Below are 15,545 nucleotides of genomic sequence, written 5' to 3'. Positions count from 1 at the left end.
CGTGCACGCCGTCAGCGCGGGGCGGCGGCGTGGTTGTCGGACGGGGCTGCGCCGTGGTTGTCGGCCGGGGCCGGGGCGTCCGGGCGGGCGGCGGGCTCGTCCGGGCCCACGAACGCCTCGCTGCGGGCCGCGCCGTCGTCGCTGCCGCCGAAGACCCGGGCGTCGTCGGGCACGTCCGCCTCGGCGCGGCGGCGTGCCGGGCGGCGGGGCTGCACCGCCTGCCAGGGCAGCGCGCCGGACGCGTCGCCGACCTCGGCGCGCATCCGGGGCAGCGCGGTCGGGCGGTGGTCCCGCACCCAGCCGACCAGGTGCTCCCGCACCAGGCAGCGCAGGTCCCACAGGCTGCCGGCGTTCGCCGCGCTGACCAGCGCCCGCACCTTGATCAGGCCGCCCGTGGCGTCGGTGACCTGCAGGACGCAGACCCGGCCGTCCCACAGCTCGCTGCCCTCCACCAGCCGGCGCAGCTCCTCCCGCATCGCCTGCACGTTGATCGACCAGTCGACGTCGAACTCGGCGGTGCCCAGCACCGCCGCCTCCGTACGGGTCCAGTTCTGGAAGGGCTTGCTGGTGAAGTACGAGGTGGGCAGGATCAGCCGGCGGTCGTCCCAGATCTGCACGACGACGTAGCTGAGGGTCAGCTCCTCGATGCGGCCCCACTCCCCCTCGACGACCACCACGTCGTCGAGGCGTACCGCGTCGCTGAAGGCGAGCTGGAGGCCGGCGAAGACGTTGCCGAGCAGGCTCTGCGCGGCGAGCGCGGCCACCACACCGACCACGCCGGCCGAGGTCAGCACGCCGGCCCCGACGCCCCGGACGCTCGGGAAGGTCATCAGCATCACGCCGACGGCGAGGATCACGATCACCGCGATGGTCAGCCGGCGCAGCATCACCACCTGGGTACGCACGCGGCGGGCGTGCCGGTTGTCCGGCACGTCGACCCGGAACCGGGCCAGGGCGACGTCCTCGACCACCACCAGCAGCGAGGCGACCAGCCACGACAGGGTGGCGATGATGCCGAGCACCAGCGCGTGCAGCACCACCTGCCGCCACGGTGTGCCGACGGCGTAGCCGGTGGAGAACCGGACGGCGAACTGCACGGCGAGCACGGTCGCGGCGACCTGGAACGGGCGGTGCGCGTGGTCGGTCAGCTCGGTCATCAGCAACGAACGTCGGCCGAGCCGACGGGTCGTCCGGTGCACCACCTCGGCCAGGAAAAGGGCGATCGCCGCCGCAGCGAGCGCGGCGACGATCGTCATGAGGTAGCTCTGCACGGGTGTCTCTCCCCCTTCAGCGGGTCCCTCGATCCGGGCAAAGGCCCAATGGTGCCCGCTGTCCGCCGTGTCGGCCAAGCCGGGCCGAGACCGGCCGGGCCAGGACGATCACACCTTGCGGTACCGGGACTGGAGGAAGCAGTACACGCCGAAGCAGGCGATGCCGAGGGCGACCAGGGCGAGCAGGAACGGGCCGTACGACTGGTCGCGCAGGGTGCGCAGCGCGGCGTCGAGGCCGCGGGCCTTCTCCGGGTCGTAGTTGACCGCGGCGACGACCACCAGCAGGCCGGCGATGCCGTACGCGACGCCCTTGGCGATGTAGCCGGCCGTGCCGAGGCGCAGGGCCAGGGTCTGGGTGTGCGCGTCCATCTCGCCGGTCTTGAGGTGCTTGCGGAACTTCTTCTTCCAGCCGTAGATCACCAGGCCGACGCCGATCGCGGCGAGCACCAGCCCGGCCAGGCCGACCAGCAGCCGACCGCCGCCGGACTCCATCAGCTTGCCGGTGAGGGCCTCCTGCTGGTCGGCACCGCTCGACCCGGCGTTGGAGAAGACCTTCCAGGCGGTCCAGGCGAAGTAGAGGTAGACGAGGGTACGGGCGGCGGAGGCGATCCGCTCGAAGAGCCGCTCCCGGCCACGCTCGGCGCGGTGCCCGACGGCGGCCTCCAGCGCCTGCCAGATCGCCATGGCGAGCATGCCGACGGCGATCGCGACGCAGAGGAACTTGCCCATCGGCTGCTCGGCCAGGGTGCTCAGCGCACCGGTCTGGTCGCCGTCCTTGCCGCCCGAGTCGCCGAAGGCGATCTGCAGGGCGAGCCAGGCGAACAGCAGGTGCACGACGCCGTAGCCGATGAAACCGGCCCGGGCGAGTAGTTCGAGCCACCGGCTGTTCGCGGCCTGCGAGGCGGTGGCTTCGGCGTTTCGGGTGAGTGACATGGCGCCTCAATCTCCGATTGCGGAGATCCCCAAACGTCGGCCACCGCCCGCGCGGTGCCCCGGCTAGCCGTTGGGGTTGCGCGACACGCGGATCTTGACCTGCTCGTCGGTGACGCTGTCCAGGGTGACCGCGAAGCCGCCGACCTCGGTGGCCTGCTGGCCCACGGTCAGCGACAACTGCTCGCCGGCGACCTCGACGGTCACCTGGTCGCCCTGGGCGCCGACCAGCTTGGCCTCGACGCCGAGGATGGTGGCGCTGGCCTCGACGCCCCGGTCGAAGGTCACCGTGCAGGCGTCCAGGCCGCAGTCGGTGGAGGCGCCCTCGGAGCTGCATCCGGCGAGCAGGGCGACGCCGAGTGCCAGGCCGGCCAGCAGGCCGGCGGCGCGGCGGGTGGGGGTGGACGGGGAGGTACCGCGTCGGTTCGTCACGCGATCAAGGGTACGAGACCCCCGCGACCCGCCCGGCGTGCAAGGAAGGGCCCTTGTCAACGCTTCCGGTGGAGAAGGGCGCCCTTCTCCACCCCGCACCGGCGGCAGGCCGCCCGCCGCCGGGAGCGGAGTGGGGGTGAACTGGACCGGCCGGCGGGTGGCGGGGGCAGAATGGCCGGGTGAGCTTCCTGGTCGAGGACAATCCCGCCCGCCACCGCTTCGAGATCCTGGTCGACGACGCGCTGGCCGGGTTCACCGCGTACCTGCCCCGGGGCGAGGTGCTGATCTTCACCCACACCGAGGTCGACGCGAAGTTCCAGAACATGGGTGTCGGGGCGGCGCTGATGCGGGCCACCCTGGACCAGGTCCGCGAGCGCGGCGGCCGGGTGGTGCCGAGGTGCCCGTTCATGGCGGCCTTCATCGAGCGCCACCCCGAGTACGCGGACCTGGTCACCCCCGCCCCCTGACGGCCGCAACGGCACCTGATCCCGCCGGGCTCAGCCGACCACGGGCTCGGCCACGCCGGCCAGCGGCATCGCGGCGACGCGTCCCGTGCCGGCCAGCAGTTCGGCGGCGGCCAGGGCACCGGCCCGGGTCGCGCCGTGGGTGGCGACGTGCACGGCGCCCGTGACGAGGGCCGGCACGCCCAGCTCGACCACCACCGCGTCCGGGCGGGCGACGAGGGCCCGGGCCACGGCGGCGCGCATCCAGTCGTGCCGGTGCAGGTCGCGGACGACCAGCACCAGCGGCCGGCCGGCGGCCCCGCCGACAGCACCGGCAGGAGCACCGTCGACCGCCCCTGCGGGGACGTCGCCGAGATCGTCCGCGCCGAGGCGGACCGCGGTGGTGCCCGGGAGCAGGGCGGCCAGCGGGGCGGCGATCCCCCACGGGGTCTCCGCGCCGATGGCGATGTTGCGGGGCGGCTCGAACTCGACCACGTGCGGGGCCCCGGCCAGCGGCAGGGCCCCGGCGGCGCTCGCCGTGACCCGCACGGCGCGGCGGGCGGCGGCCAGCCCGATCGGGGAGCCGCCGGGCGTGACGGTGGGGCGGGACGGGGCGTCGGCCCGGGCGGCCACCGTCCAGGCCGCGAGCTGGCCGACCCGCTTGGCCGCCTCGGCCAGCCGTTGTTCGGGCAGCTCGCCGGAGACGACGGCGGCGACGATCGCGTCGCGCAGCTCGCGGGCGGCGTCCTCGTCGGCGCGTTCACCGCCGACGCAGATCGCGTCCGCTCCGGCGGCGAGGGCGCGGACCGCCGCGCCGGCGAAGCCGTACCGGTCGGCGACCGCCCGCATCTCCACCGCGTCGGTGACGATCACGCCCGAGAAGCCCAGTTCCTCGCGGAGCAGGCCGCCGAGGATGCGGGGGCTGAGGGTGGCCGGCAGCCGCGGGTCGAGCGCCGGCACGAGGAGGTGGCCGGTCATCACCGCCTGCACCCCGGCCGCCACGGCGGCCCGGAACGGCACCAGTTCGGCGGCGTCGAGCTGTGCGCGGCTGCCGCCGATGCGGGGCAGGTCGTGGTGGGAGTCGACGCGGGTGTCGCCGTGGCCGGGGAAGTGCTTGGCGCAGGCGGCGACGCCGCCGGACTGGAGGCCGCGTACCCAGGCGGCGGTGTGCCGGGCGACGAGGTCCGGGTCGGCGCCGAAGGCGCGTACCCCGATCACGGGGTTGGCGGGGTTGGAGTTGACGTCGGCGTCCGGGGCGTAGTCGAGGGTGACCCCGACGGACGCCAGCTCGCGGCCCAGGTCGCGGGCGACCTCGGCGGTCAACTGCGGGTCGTCGACGGCGCCGAGGGCGAAGTTGCCGGGCCGGGAGCTGCCCCGGCCGGACTCGATGCGGGTGACGTCGCCGGCCTCCTCGTCGATGGCGACGATCACGTCGGGGCGCTCGGCGCGCAGCGCGGCGGTGAGCGCGGCGACCTGGTCGAGGTCGACGATGTTGCGGGCGAAGAGCACCACCGAGCCGAGCCCGTCGCCGAGCCACCGCAGGACCCACGGCGGCGGGGTGGTGCCGACGAATCCGGGTTGCAGGACGGCGGCCGCCAGGCTCGCCAGGTTCCCCGTCGGTGCGCTGCTCATGCGGCTGCCGTACCCCCGTCTTGTGCCGTGTCGGACCGGCCGCGGGCCGCGGCGGTGCTGCCATGGTCACACCACCGCCAGCAAATAGTCAATAAACCTTACTGTTACCGTCTGGCGCGGTCCGGCCCTTCGTGGGAGAGTTCCCACATGCCTGTCCCGCCGCTCGCCGACGCCAGCAGCGCGGCCGACGTGCCCGGCGTCCGCCTGCTCGGCCTGATCGTCGGCGGCCTCCTGCTGCTCGCCGCGATCCGGGCCATGTTCGGCCGGCGCTGACCCCACGGCCGCCGCCCGGCCGCCGGGCGGCACCGGCCCGCCACCACGGCCGCCGCCCCGCCGCGCCGGGTTCACCCCGCGACCCGTGGGGTACGGCGGTGTCGTGCCGCCGGTGCGCCGCGCACCGGGCACGGCGAGGGGGAACGATGCGGATCGGCTACTTCCTGTCCAGCGAGGAGCTCACCCCGGCGCAACTGCTGGAGCAGGCCCGGGGTGCCGAGCGGGCCGGCTTCGAGGCGCTGTGGATCTCCGACCACTACCATCCGTGGACGGACGCCCAGGGCCAGAGCCCGTTCGTCTGGTCGATGATCGGGGCGCTCAGCCAGGTCTGCTCGCTGCCCGTCACCACGGCCGTGACCTGCCCGACGGTGCGCATCCACCCGGCGGTGCTCGCCCAGGCCGCAGCGACCAGCGCCGTGCTGCACCAGGGGCGGTTCGTCCTCGGGGTGGGCTCCGGCGAGGCCCTCAACGAGCACATCTTCGGCGACGCCTGGCCGCAGGCCGACGTACGGCTGGAGATGCTGGAGGAGGCCGTCGAGGTGATGCGCGAGCTGTGGCGGGGCGGGTTCGTCAACCACCACGGCCGGCACTACACCGTCGAGCACGCCCGCCTCTACACCCTGCCCGACGTTCCCCCGCCGGTCTACGTCTCCGGTTTCGGCCCGAAGGCCGTCGACCTGGCCGCCCGCATCGGCGACGGGTACGTCAGCACGTCGCCCGACGCCGACCTGGTCCGCCGGTTCCGCTCCGGCGGCGGCGACAAGCCGTGCCAGGCCGGCTTCAAGGCGGCGTACGCCGACAGCGAGGACGCCGGCGCGGCGATCGCGTACGAGCGGTGGCCCAACGCCGGCGTGCCGGGCGAACTGTCCCAGGTGCTGCCCTCGCCCCGGCACTTCGAGCAGGCCGGGCAGCTCGTGCGGCCGGAGATGATGAAGGAGTCGTTCGTGTGCGGCGACAGCGCCGACGCGCACCTGGAGATGATCGACCGGTACGCGCAGGCCGGCTTCGACGAGGTCTACGTGGCCAACACCGGCCCGCACCACGAGGGGCTGTTCGAGCTCTACCGCACCTCCGTGCTCCCCCGGCTGCGCTGAGCCGCCGGGTTTCGGGGGTGATCGGGTCGGGTACCTCCGGCCCTCGATGAAGCTGTCCACGCACTCCATGACGTTGCGCCGCGCGGCGCGGAGCCTCTTCGGCTGGAAAGCGCTGCGGCCCAACCAGCTCGCCGCCATGCGCGCGGTGATGAAGCGACGCGACGCCCTGGTGGTGCTGCCCACCGGCGCCGGCAAGTCGGCGATCTACCAGATCCCGGCCAGCCTGATCCCCGGCCCGACCGTGGTGATCTCCCCACTGCTCGCCCTCCAGCAGGACCAGATCGCGGCCCTCAACGAGCGCCGCCGCCCCGAGCTGCGGGCGGTGCGGATCAGCTCGGACGAGACGCCCGCCCAGCAGGCGGAGGCGATCGAGGAGGTCCGCGCGGGCCGGGCCGAGTTCCTGTTCATCACGCCGGAGCAGTTGGCCAACCCCGACCGGATGGCCGAGGTCAGGTCGCTCAAGCCGGCGCTCGTGGCGATCGACGAGGCGCACTGCATCTCGGCCTGGGGGCACGACTTCCGCCCCGACTACCTGGCGCTGGGGCACCTCATCGAGGGCATCGGCCGGCCCCCGGTGGTCGCCCTGACCGCCACGGCCTCCCCGCCGGTACGCGACGACATCGTCGCCCGGCTGCGGCTGCGCGACGCCGAGGTGGTCGTGTCCGGGCTGGACCGGCCGAACCTGTTCCTGGAGGTCGCGCACTGCCCCACCGAGGACTACCGGTGGCGGCGGCTGCTCGCCCTGCTGCGCGAGGACAGGCGCCCCGGGATCATCTACGTGCCGACCCGGCGGGCGGCCGAGGAGCTGGCCGCCCGGCTCACCGACGCCGGCTTCCCGGCCGAGTTCTACCATGGCGGGATGCCCGCCGGGGCACGCGGCGAGCTGCACGAGGCGTTCCTCGCCGACCGGGTGCCCATCATGGTGGCCACCTCGGCGTTCGGCATGGGCATCGACAAGCCGAACATCGCCTGGGTGGTGCACATGGCGCTGCCGGACTCGCCGGACAGCTACTTCCAGGAGATCGGCCGGGCCGGGCGCGACGGGGAGCCGGCCCGGGTGCTGCTGCTGTGGCAGGCCGAGGACGTCGGCCTGCAACGCTTCTTCAGCGGCGGCCTGCCGGACGCCACCGAGCTGCGCGACCTGGCGGCCCTGCTGCGGCGCAAGCCGGCCACCAAGAAGGAGCTGCGGGAGGCGACGGGCCTGGGGCCACGCAAGCTGGGCCAGTATCTCGCCCTGCTGGAGCAGGTCGGCGCCGCCGAGCCCCGGTCGCGGCAGCGCATCGGCGCGCCCCGGTACTCGCCGACGCCGGTCGAGGCCGGCGACGCGGCGCGGGCCGAGGCGGAACGCCAGCAGACCGTCACCCGGTCGCGGACGGACATGATGCGGGCCTTCGCCGAGACGACCGGCTGCCGGGGGCAGGCGCTGCTGGCGTACTTCGGTGAGCAGATGACGAAGGTCTGCGGGCACTGCGACAACTGCCTCGCCGGCACCAGCGTCGCCGACGACGGCGCGAGCGGGCCGTTCCCGGTGCACAGCCAGGTGCGCCACCCCGAGTGGGGACCCGGCATGGTGCTCAGCTACGAGGAGGACCGGATGACGGTGCTCTTCGAGGAGGTCGGGTACAAGACGCTGTCGGTGCGCGTGGTGTCCGAACAGGGCCTGTTGACCCTCGACTAGCCTGAGCCGGGCCGACAGGCCACGGCACCGGGACGGACCACCGTGCCCACGGCACAGAGATGGAACGACGAGAGGAGCGCGGTCGTGATCGAGCAGCCGGCGTACACCGGGTTCGGTTTCTCCGACGAGGAGTGGGGGCTGCTGGTCGGCCTGCCGCAGTCGGTGCTGACCGCGGCGAGCGCCGCCGAGCACGACAGCGCCCGCCGCACCATGGCCGAGAACGCGGCCGGGCTGGAGAGCATCGCCACGGGCCGCGAGTCGGGCAGCCCGCTCGTGGCCGCCGTGGCGGGCGAGATCGTGTCCCGGGTGGGCGACCCGGAGGCCGGCGAGGAGCTGCCGGTGATCGCGCCGGCCGACCCGCGTGCGGTGATCGAGGACGTGCTGAACCGGGCGGCCTCGGCGGCCCGGCTGCTGGCCGAGAAGGTCGACGAGGGCGAGGCCGGCGCCTACAAGCACTGGCTCGTGGAGATCGCCGAGCACGTGGTGAGCGCGGCGTCCAGCGGCGGGATCCTGGGCCTCGGCGGCGACGTGGTGAGCGACTCCGAGCGGCGCTTCCGCGACCGGCTCTCCCAGGTCCTCAACGACTGAGCTGCCACGGGTGCTCGATCGTCTGCTGTTTCTTGAGCCGACACGCCGGTGGAGGTCTCCGGCAACAGCAGACGATCGAGCGTCCTTCCGGGTCCTAGCCGCCGACCTTGTCCAGCTCGGCCAGGTCGTCGGTGGAGAGGGCGAGGCCTGCGCCCGCGACGTTCTCCCGCAGGTGCGCCACGGACGAGGTGCCGGGGATCAGCAGGATGTTCGGTGACCGCCGCAGCAGCCAGGCCAGGGCCACCGACATGGGTGCCGCCCCCAGCCGGGCGGCCACGGCCGCGAGCGCCGAGGACTGCAGCGGGGTGAAGCCCCCGAGCGGGAAGAACGGCACGTAGGCGACGCCCTGCTCGGCGAGCGCGTCGATCAGGGCGTCGTCCTGGCGGTGCGCGAGGTTGTACATGTTCTGCACGCACACGATCGGCGCGATCGCCTGGGCTTCGGCGACCTGCTCCGGCGTCGCGTTGCTCAGCCCGAGGTGCCGGATCAGGCCCTGCTGTTGGAGCTCGACGAGCGTCTCGAACGCCTCGGCGACCGGGCCGGGCCGGGGCCCCTCGGCGTCGCCGAGCCGCAGGTTGACCAGGTCGAGCACGTCGAGCCCGAGGTTGTCGAGGTTCTCGTGCACGGACCGGCGCAGGCTCTCCGGGTCCCGGGCCGGCGGCCAGCCGCCCCGCTGGTCGCGGTTCGCGCCGACCTTGGTCACGATGTGCAGCGAGTCGGGGTACGGGTGCAGCGCCTCGCGGATCAGCCGGTTGGTGACGTGCGGCCCGTACGCGTCGGAGGTGTCGATGTGGGTGATGCCGAGGGCGACGGCCTCCCGGAGGACGGCGAGCGCGCCGTGGTGGTCGGCCGGCGGACCCATGACCCAGGGCCCGGCGAGTTGCATGGCGCCGTAGCCGAACCGGGTGACGGTCAGGTCCCCCAGCGTCCAGGTGCCGCCGGGAAGGGAAGGGGAGGTCACTGCTGCACCTCTGCTTTCGTGTGCTGGGTGTCGGTGCCGGGCACCGCGGATGCCGGCTCCACTCTGATCGGGTAGCTTCCTGTCCGGAAGTAGGCACCTGGAAGTGCGTAACGCACCAGTGGTGGAAGGGGCGGCCCGATGGCGACGACGACCGCGGAGCAGAAGAGGGCCCGGGCGAAGGCCGAGTATGACGCGTTCCTGGCACAGTGTCCGAGTCGCCAGCTGCTCGACCGCATCGCGGACAAGTGGGTCACCCTGGTGCTGGCCGCGCTGGGCAGCGACGGCTCGCACCGGTTCGGCGCCGACTGCGGCGGCGACCCCCGGCCGCTGCGCTATTCGGAGCTGTCGCGCCTGCTGGCCGGCGTCAGCCAGAAGATGCTGACCCAGACGCTGCGGTCCCTCGAACGCGACGGCCTGGTCACCCGGGCCGTGACGCCGACCGTGCCCGTCACGGTCACCTACGAGCTGACCGCGCTCGGCCACTCCCTGCACCAGACGATGCGCGGCGTGAAGGGGTGGGCCGAGGCGCACATGGACGACGTGCTGGCCAACCGCGCGACGTACGACACCCGTCCCGCCTGAGGCCGCTCACGTGCGGAAAGCCCGCGCAGCTCAGGCCTGCGTACCGGCGGTCGATCACCCGGCTGACCGCCCCGACCGGTCCCCGGCGGTGCCGCGCCACCCGGCGGCACCGCTCACCGGCGCTAGCGTCGACAATGGAGGAAGGCGACGACGGGGAGGCCGGTGATGGGTGGGCTGCGCACCGAGAGACTGGACACGACCGTGCTGCCGGCGGCGGAGCGCTGGCCCTTCTTCACGGAGCTCGCCTCCCGCGCCTCCGCCCCGATGGCCATGGACAGCGAGCACACGGCGGACTTCCGGGCCGACGTCGACATCCTGACGCTGGGCGAGGTCGAGCTGTGCCGGTTCCACTACCAGTCCCTGATCGGCCTGCGCACCCCGCGCCTGATCCGGCAGGCCGACCCGGAGGTCTTCCAGGTCGCCCTCACCCTCGCCGGCAGCAGCGCCATCGACTCCGGCCGGGCCACGAACGCGATCCCGATCGGCGACCTCACCCTGGTCGACTGGGCGCGCCCCCACCGGATCGTGCACTCCGGCCACGACGCCGAGCGGGCCCAGGCCAGCGCCGTCACCGCGCTGGTGCCCCGCGCCCGCCTGCCGCTGCACCCCGACAAGGTGGGCGGGCTGACCGCCGCGCGGATGTCGGGCACGGAGGGCCCCGGGGCGCTGCTGGCCCAGCACCTGCTCCAGATCACCCGGCACCCGGAGCAGTTCCGGGCCGCCGACGCGCCCCACCTCGCCGACGTCACCCTCACCCTGATCACCATGCTGCTCGCCCGGCACCTCGACGCCGAGTCCCGGCTCCCGGCCGAGATGCGCCAGCAGGCGCTGCTCACCCAGGTCCACGACTTCATCGAGCGCCACCTCGGCGACCCCGACCTGTCGCCCCGGGCCGTCGCCGACGCCCACCACGTCGCCCTGCGCACCCTGCACCGCCTCTTCGCCGACGAGGAGGAGTCCGTCGGCGGGGCCATCCGCCGCCGCCGGCTGGAACGCTGCCGGCGGGACCTGGCCGACCCGCTGCTGCGGGACCGGCCCGTCCAGGCCATCGCCGCCCGCTGGGGCTTCCGCGACAAGGCGCACTTCAGCCGCGCCTTCCGCGCCGCGTACGGCCTCAGCCCCCGGGCCTGGCGGGAGAGCACCCGGCCGGGGCCCGGCTGACGCCGGGCGCGGCGATCGGGACCGCAGGACCACTCCCCGCGACGGCACGGATCGTCAACCACCTGACACCCAAGGTCAACTCCCCGGCCGGTCCCTCCCAGATACTGGTTACGGGCCGGGCTCGGGGCAACCCCGTGGCGGCCCGCACGTAACGGGGGCCGTGGCGAGGCGCCCGCGACACGACGGTCGCGGGCGGCCGCCCGGTGCCGCCGAGACCGGCGGCGGGGCCCTCAGGCGTCCGCCAGCAGCTCCAGCACCCGCAGCTCCGCCTCCGCGCGGGGCGTCTCCGGCCCCACCGGGGCGACCACGCCGTCGTGGAACAGGTCCACCACCCGGGGGTCCACGTACGAGGTGCGGGCGACGGTCGCCGTGTTGCCCAGCAGTTCCGCGACCTGCCGCATCACCGCCGCCACCGCCCGGCGGCGGGCCGTCACGGAGCGGGCCGGCGCGTGGCCGGCCAGTTCGGTGGCCGCCAGGACGGTGGCGTGCCAGGTGCGGAAGTCCTTCGCGGTCATCTCGCCGCCGCTGGCGTCGCGCAGGTACTCGTTGACCTCGTCGCTGCGCACGTCCCGCCAGCCCCGGCCGTCCCAGTAGCCGAACAGTCGGTCGGCGGCACGCCGGCGGCGACGCAGGTTGCTCAGCACCCGGCACAGCTGCGGGTCCTCGATGCGGCGCACCTGTTCGACGCCGCCCTTGGCGGGGAACGCGAAGACCACGCAGCCGCCCCGGCTGCGCGCGTGCTCGGGGCGCAGCGTGGCCACGCCGAAGGTGGCGTCGTCGCCGACGGCGTACTGGTCGCTGCCGACGCGGAACATGCCCATGTCGAGCAGCCGGGTGACCGTGGCCAGCACCCGGTCCCGGTTCAGCCCCCGGCCGGTCAGGTCGTGGCCCACCCGCTCGCGCAGCACGGGGAGGCGCTGGGCGACCTCCAGCACGTGGTCGAACTTCGCCTCGTCGCGCTGCTGCCGCCAGCGGGGGTGGTAGAGGTACTGCTTGCGCCCGGCCGCATCGACGCCGGTGGCCTGGATGTGGCCGTTGGGGTACGGCGAGATCCACACGTCCCGCCAGGCGGGCGGGATCACCAGGTCCCGTAGCCGGGCCAGCTCGTCGGGGTCGCGGACCGGGTCGCCGGCCGGGTCGAGGAAGAGCCAGCCCCGGCCGCGCCGCCGGCGACCGTAGCCGGGCCTGCCCGGGTCGCTACGCCGTAACCGCACCGGCAACTCGCACCGCCTGTTCCGCCTCCGCCACGGCGGCCAGCACCTCGCCGACGCCGATCGCCGCCAACACCGGATCGGTACCTACCCCGGCAGATGCGGACCAATCCCCCTCCGGCCCGCCGGGCCCCTGCTCCCCCGCCCACAGCGCCCGGTGCCACGGCCGCTCCGGCGGCGGCCCCCACTCGGTCGGCGGGACCGGGCCGAAGAGGACCACCGACGGGGTGCCGTAGCCGGTGGCGAGGTGGGCGACGCCGGTGTCGCCGCTGACCACGAGGCGGGCGTGCGCCACCAGGGCGGCCAGCCCGCCGAGGTCCGTGCGGCCGGCGAGCACCGCGTCCGGCGCGAGCCCCGCCCGACGGGCCACCCGCCCGGCCAGCGCCCGCTCGTCGGCCGACCCGGTGACCACGACCCGGTGGCCGCGCCCGGCCAACGCGCGGGCCACCGCCGCGAAGCGCCCGGCGGGCCAGCGCTTCGCCGGGATCTTGCTGCCCGGATGCACGACGCTCACCCCGGCCGGGGTCGGGCCGGCGGGCGGGTGGCGCAGGGCGAGGTCGGCGCGGTCGGCGGGGATGCCGTACCAGTGCAGCAGGCGGCACCAGCGGTCGACCTCGTGTTCGCCGGGTCGCCAGTCGGGGCCGTCGGCGTGCCCGGCGTCGGGGTTGGCGAAGGCGAGCAACCGCCGCGGCCGGGTGGCGGCGAGCAACCGGTGCGACTGCGGGCCGCGCCCGTGCAGGTTGACGGCCAGGTCCGGGGGCGGGTCGGGCCGGTCGAGGGGGGCCAGCCCGGTCGCCGGCACGAGCCGGTCGACGCCGCCGACAAGGTTGACGAGGGGGGCCAGCCAGGCAGGGGCGGCCAGGGCGAGTTCCCGGTCGGGGTGGGCGGCGCGCAGCGCGCGCAGCGCGGGCACGGCGGTGGCGAGGTCGCCGACGCCGAGGGCGCGCAGGGCGAGGATCACGGGTACGACGACTCCCGCTCGGCGCAGACGACCAGTTCGCGCACGGCGCTGCCGGGCGGCTGGGAGAGGGCGAACATGACGGCGGCGGCGGTGTCGGCGGGGTCGTTGAGGCTGGCGTCGGGGCCGGGCCGGTACTGGGCGTCGCGTTCGTCGAAGAACGCGGTGCGCATGCCGCCGGGGACGAGCAGGGTGACGCCGACCGAGCCGGCGAGTTCGGCGGCGAGGGCGCGGGTGAAGCCGACGACGCCGAACTTCGCGGCGCAGTACGCGGTGGCGTCGCTGACGGCCTTGACGCCGAGGGTGGAGGCGACGGTGACGACGTTGCCCCGGGCCGCCTCCAGCCAGGGCAGGGCGGCCCGGATGACGGCGGCGGTGGCGAGCAGGTCGACGGTCACGATGCGGTCCCAGGTGTCGCCGGGGACGTCGGCGAGCCGGCCGGGAACGTCGATGCCGGCGGCGGTGACGACGGCGTCGAGGCCGCCGGAGCGTTCGGCGAGGTGCCGGGTGGCGGCCTCGGCGGCGCGGGTGTCGGCGAGGTCGCACTCGACCCAGGGCACCCCGTCGGCCGGCGCCTGCCGGTCCAGCACCACCGGCCGGCCGCCGGCCTTCGCCACGGCGGCCACCACGGCCGCCCCCAACCCGCTGGACCCGCCCGTGACCAGTACGGTCGGCCCGGCTCCCGGTGCGCTCGCGCTCATCGTGCCCCCTTGATCGTCGTGCCGTCCACGTCGACGCCCACCCGCAGGCCCGGCGCCCGGGGCCCGCTCGTCCCGCCGGTGGCGCGGGCGGCGGCGATCATGTCGGTGGTCGAGCGCCCGTCGAGGTACGGCACGACCACCGTGTGCCCGCCCCAGCGGCGCAGCACCTCCGCCTCGGGCAGCGCCGGCTCGCCGCCGCCGGCGTAGTCGCCGCCCTTGACCCACACGTCCGGGCGCAGCCAGGTCAGCGCCGCCTCCGGGGTGGGCTCGTCGAAGACCAGCACCGCGTCGACGCAGCCCAGCGCCGCCAGCAGCCGGCTGCGGTCGCCCTGCGGCACCACCGGCCGGTCCGGGCCCTTCAGCCCGGCCACGCTCGCGTCGGAGTTGACGCAGACGACGAGGCAGTCGCCGAGCTGCCGGGCGGCCTCCAGGGTGGCCACGTGCCCGGCGTGCAGCAGGTCGAAGCAGCCGCCGGTGGCCACCACGGTCCCGCCGGCCGCGCGTACCCCGGCGACGACCTCGGCGGCGGCGGCGACCCCGATCCGGGGCCCGCCGGGGCGCGACGGCGGCGCGGCGGCGGCCCGGACCGGTGCCGGCAGGGCGGCGGCCACTCCCCCCGCGGCGACGTACCCCGACGCCTCGGTGACGGCCGCCTGCACCGCCTCGGAGACCAGCGCGCCCCGGGACAGGGCGATGGCGGCGGTCGCGGCGAACCGGTCGCCCGCGCCGCAGGTGTCCCCCTCGGCGCTGGCCGGCGCGGGCACCACCAGCGGCGTGGAGCCGGCGTGGCAGAGCAGCGCCCCGTCGCCGCCCAGGGTCACGGTGACCGCCCCGGCCCGCCAGCGCCGGCGCAGCTCCTGCGCGCCCCGCGACGCGGTGGCCAGCCGGGACCCGCCCGGCGCGGCCTTCACCAGCTCGCGCACCTCGGACTCGTTCGGGGTGGCCAGGTGCACGCCCGGCACGGCGGCCGGGCCGCGCGGGTGCGGGTCCCACACCACCGGCGCCCGGGTGCCCGCGAGCGCCGCCCGCAGGGCCGGCTGGCGGGCCACCCCCCGGCCGTAGTCGCTGACCAGCACGGCGGACGCGGCGGCCAGCAGCCGCAGCACGGCCTCGCTCGGCTCCCCGGGCTCCCCCGCCGCCCCGCCCCGGTCGTGGCGCAGCAGCACCCGGCCCCGGGCGTGCAGCCGGATCTTCTCGCAGGTGGTGCCGCGCAGCGGCAGCGCGTACACCTGCACCCCGGCGGCGGCGAGCAGCTCGGCCAGGCGCGCCGCGCCCGCGTCGTCGGCGAGGGCGGTCACCAGCGCGACCTCGGCGCCCTGCGCCGCCGCGAACACCGCCGCGAGGCCGGCCCCGCCGGGCCGGTCGACGGCCGTGGACTCGTCGAGGACCGGCACCGGCGAGTCCGGGCACAGCCGGTTCACCACCCCCTCGACGTCCCGGTCGAGCAGGAGGTCACCGACCACCACCACGGGTCCCGTCATCAGCTCGCCTCCTCATCCCGCCTCGGCCTGCCGGCCCGTACCGTCGTCGAGCACCACCTCGACCCCGGCGCGCACCGGACCGTCCGGCGCGCCGGCGGCCGGTGGCACGGTGCGGCCCGCCGCCCCGCTGGCGGCCGGCACGACGCGGC

At 75.5% G+C, this 15,545-nt stretch carries 15 protein-coding genes and 1 pseudogene; 7 read left to right on the top strand and 9 right to left on the bottom strand.

Annotated features, from left to right (window positions below; all coding sequences use genetic code 11):
* Window positions 1-89: 89 nt before the first annotated feature.
* The 3 genes and pseudogenes from LPU61_RS06635 to LPU61_RS06625 all read right to left on the bottom strand — a co-directional run.
* Window positions 90-1,271: pseudogene (locus tag LPU61_RS06635) on the bottom strand (mechanosensitive ion channel family protein); the annotation flags it as partial.
* 108 nt (window positions 1,272-1,379) lie between these two features.
* Entirely contained in the window at window positions 1,380-2,204 is an 825-nt protein-coding gene (locus LPU61_RS06630) for a DUF1206 domain-containing protein (RefSeq protein ID WP_043962896.1), read from the bottom strand.
* A 63-nt stretch (window positions 2,205-2,267) separates the two neighbouring features.
* Window positions 2,268-2,633 (bottom strand): hypothetical protein, encoded by a 366-nt coding sequence (locus LPU61_RS06625; protein WP_229404421.1) that lies wholly within the window; start codon window positions 2,631-2,633, stop codon window positions 2,268-2,270.
* Window positions 2,634-2,812: 179 nt separating this feature from the next.
* Here LPU61_RS06625 and LPU61_RS06620 point away from each other — a divergent pair, with 179 nt between their 5' ends.
* Window positions 2,813-3,100: a GNAT family N-acetyltransferase gene (locus tag LPU61_RS06620; RefSeq protein ID WP_043962894.1), complete on the top strand. Its 288-nt coding sequence runs from the start codon at window positions 2,813-2,815 to the stop codon at window positions 3,098-3,100.
* Between the two features lie 30 nt (window positions 3,101-3,130).
* On the opposite strand, the gene LPU61_RS06615 is transcribed toward LPU61_RS06620, so the two are convergent.
* On the bottom strand, window positions 3,131-4,708 hold the full coding sequence (locus tag LPU61_RS06615) for a glycoside hydrolase family 3 protein (RefSeq protein ID WP_043962893.1): 1,578 nt from the start codon (window positions 4,706-4,708) through the stop codon (window positions 3,131-3,133).
* 147 nt (window positions 4,709-4,855) lie between these two features.
* On the opposite strand from LPU61_RS06615, the gene LPU61_RS31490 reads away from it, so the two are divergent.
* The 4 genes from LPU61_RS31490 to LPU61_RS06600 all read left to right on the top strand — a co-directional run bounded on the left by LPU61_RS31490 (window position 4,856) and on the right by LPU61_RS06600 (window position 8,341).
* Window positions 4,856-4,981, top strand: a complete 126-nt coding sequence (locus tag LPU61_RS31490; protein ID WP_255699930.1) for a hypothetical protein — start codon at window positions 4,856-4,858, stop codon at window positions 4,979-4,981.
* Between the two features lie 146 nt (window positions 4,982-5,127).
* Window positions 5,128-6,075 carry a TIGR03557 family F420-dependent LLM class oxidoreductase gene (locus tag LPU61_RS06610; RefSeq protein ID WP_229404420.1) on the top strand — a complete coding sequence of 316 codons (948 nt, stop codon included), beginning with the start codon at window positions 5,128-5,130 and terminating at the stop codon, window positions 6,073-6,075.
* 46 nt (window positions 6,076-6,121) lie between these two features.
* On the top strand, window positions 6,122-7,753 hold the full coding sequence (locus LPU61_RS06605; RefSeq protein WP_043962891.1) for a RecQ family ATP-dependent DNA helicase: 1,632 nt from the start codon (window positions 6,122-6,124) through the stop codon (window positions 7,751-7,753).
* An 84-nt stretch (window positions 7,754-7,837) separates the two neighbouring features.
* A complete protein-coding gene (locus tag LPU61_RS06600) occupies window positions 7,838-8,341 on the top strand; it encodes a hypothetical protein (RefSeq protein ID WP_043962890.1) in 504 nt (167 codons plus the stop codon).
* 94 nt (window positions 8,342-8,435) lie between these two features.
* Here the strand turns inward: LPU61_RS06600 and LPU61_RS06595 are convergent, their stop codons facing one another.
* Window positions 8,436-9,302 (bottom strand): aldo/keto reductase family oxidoreductase, encoded by an 867-nt coding sequence (locus LPU61_RS06595; protein ID WP_305071878.1) that lies wholly within the window; start codon window positions 9,300-9,302, stop codon window positions 8,436-8,438.
* 138 nt (window positions 9,303-9,440) lie between these two features.
* Here LPU61_RS06595 and LPU61_RS06590 point away from each other — a divergent pair, with 138 nt between their 5' ends.
* Window positions 9,441-9,884: a helix-turn-helix domain-containing protein gene (locus tag LPU61_RS06590; RefSeq protein WP_229404419.1), complete on the top strand. Its 444-nt coding sequence runs from the start codon at window positions 9,441-9,443 to the stop codon at window positions 9,882-9,884.
* Between the two features lie 165 nt (window positions 9,885-10,049).
* Window positions 10,050-11,045, top strand: coding sequence for a helix-turn-helix domain-containing protein (locus LPU61_RS06585; RefSeq protein ID WP_229404418.1), 996 nt, complete (start codon window positions 10,050-10,052; stop codon window positions 11,043-11,045).
* A gap of 230 nt (window positions 11,046-11,275) precedes the next feature.
* Here the strand turns inward: LPU61_RS06585 and LPU61_RS06580 are convergent, their stop codons facing one another.
* Genes LPU61_RS06580 through LPU61_RS06565 form a run of 4 tightly spaced genes read right to left on the bottom strand, consistent with a single transcriptional unit; the run spans window position 11,276 to window position 15,396 of the window.
* A complete protein-coding gene (locus tag LPU61_RS06580; RefSeq protein WP_043962887.1) occupies window positions 11,276-12,259 on the bottom strand; it encodes a DNA topoisomerase IB in 984 nt (327 codons plus the stop codon).
* Window positions 12,243-13,217: a glycosyltransferase family 9 protein gene (locus tag LPU61_RS06575; protein ID WP_229404417.1), complete on the bottom strand. Its 975-nt coding sequence runs from the start codon at window positions 13,215-13,217 to the stop codon at window positions 12,243-12,245. The genes LPU61_RS06580 and LPU61_RS06575 overlap by 17 nt, the downstream gene beginning before the upstream one ends.
* On the bottom strand, window positions 13,214-13,915 hold the full coding sequence (locus LPU61_RS06570; RefSeq protein ID WP_229404416.1) for an SDR family oxidoreductase: 702 nt from the start codon (window positions 13,913-13,915) through the stop codon (window positions 13,214-13,216). Before LPU61_RS06570 ends, LPU61_RS06575 begins: the two co-directional genes overlap by 4 nt.
* Entirely contained in the window at window positions 13,912-15,396 is a 1,485-nt protein-coding gene (locus LPU61_RS06565) for a PfkB family carbohydrate kinase (protein ID WP_229404415.1), read from the bottom strand. The genes LPU61_RS06570 and LPU61_RS06565 overlap by 4 nt, the downstream gene beginning before the upstream one ends.
* Window positions 15,397-15,545: the final 149 nt, after the last annotated feature.

Source organism: Micromonospora sp. NBRC 110038, from assembly GCF_020884815.1.
Classification (GTDB): domain Bacteria; phylum Actinomycetota; class Actinomycetes; order Mycobacteriales; family Micromonosporaceae; genus Micromonospora; species Micromonospora haikouensis.
The sequence above is the reverse complement of the archived record's forward strand: the minus strand, read 5'-3'. Positions and strand labels throughout refer to the sequence as shown.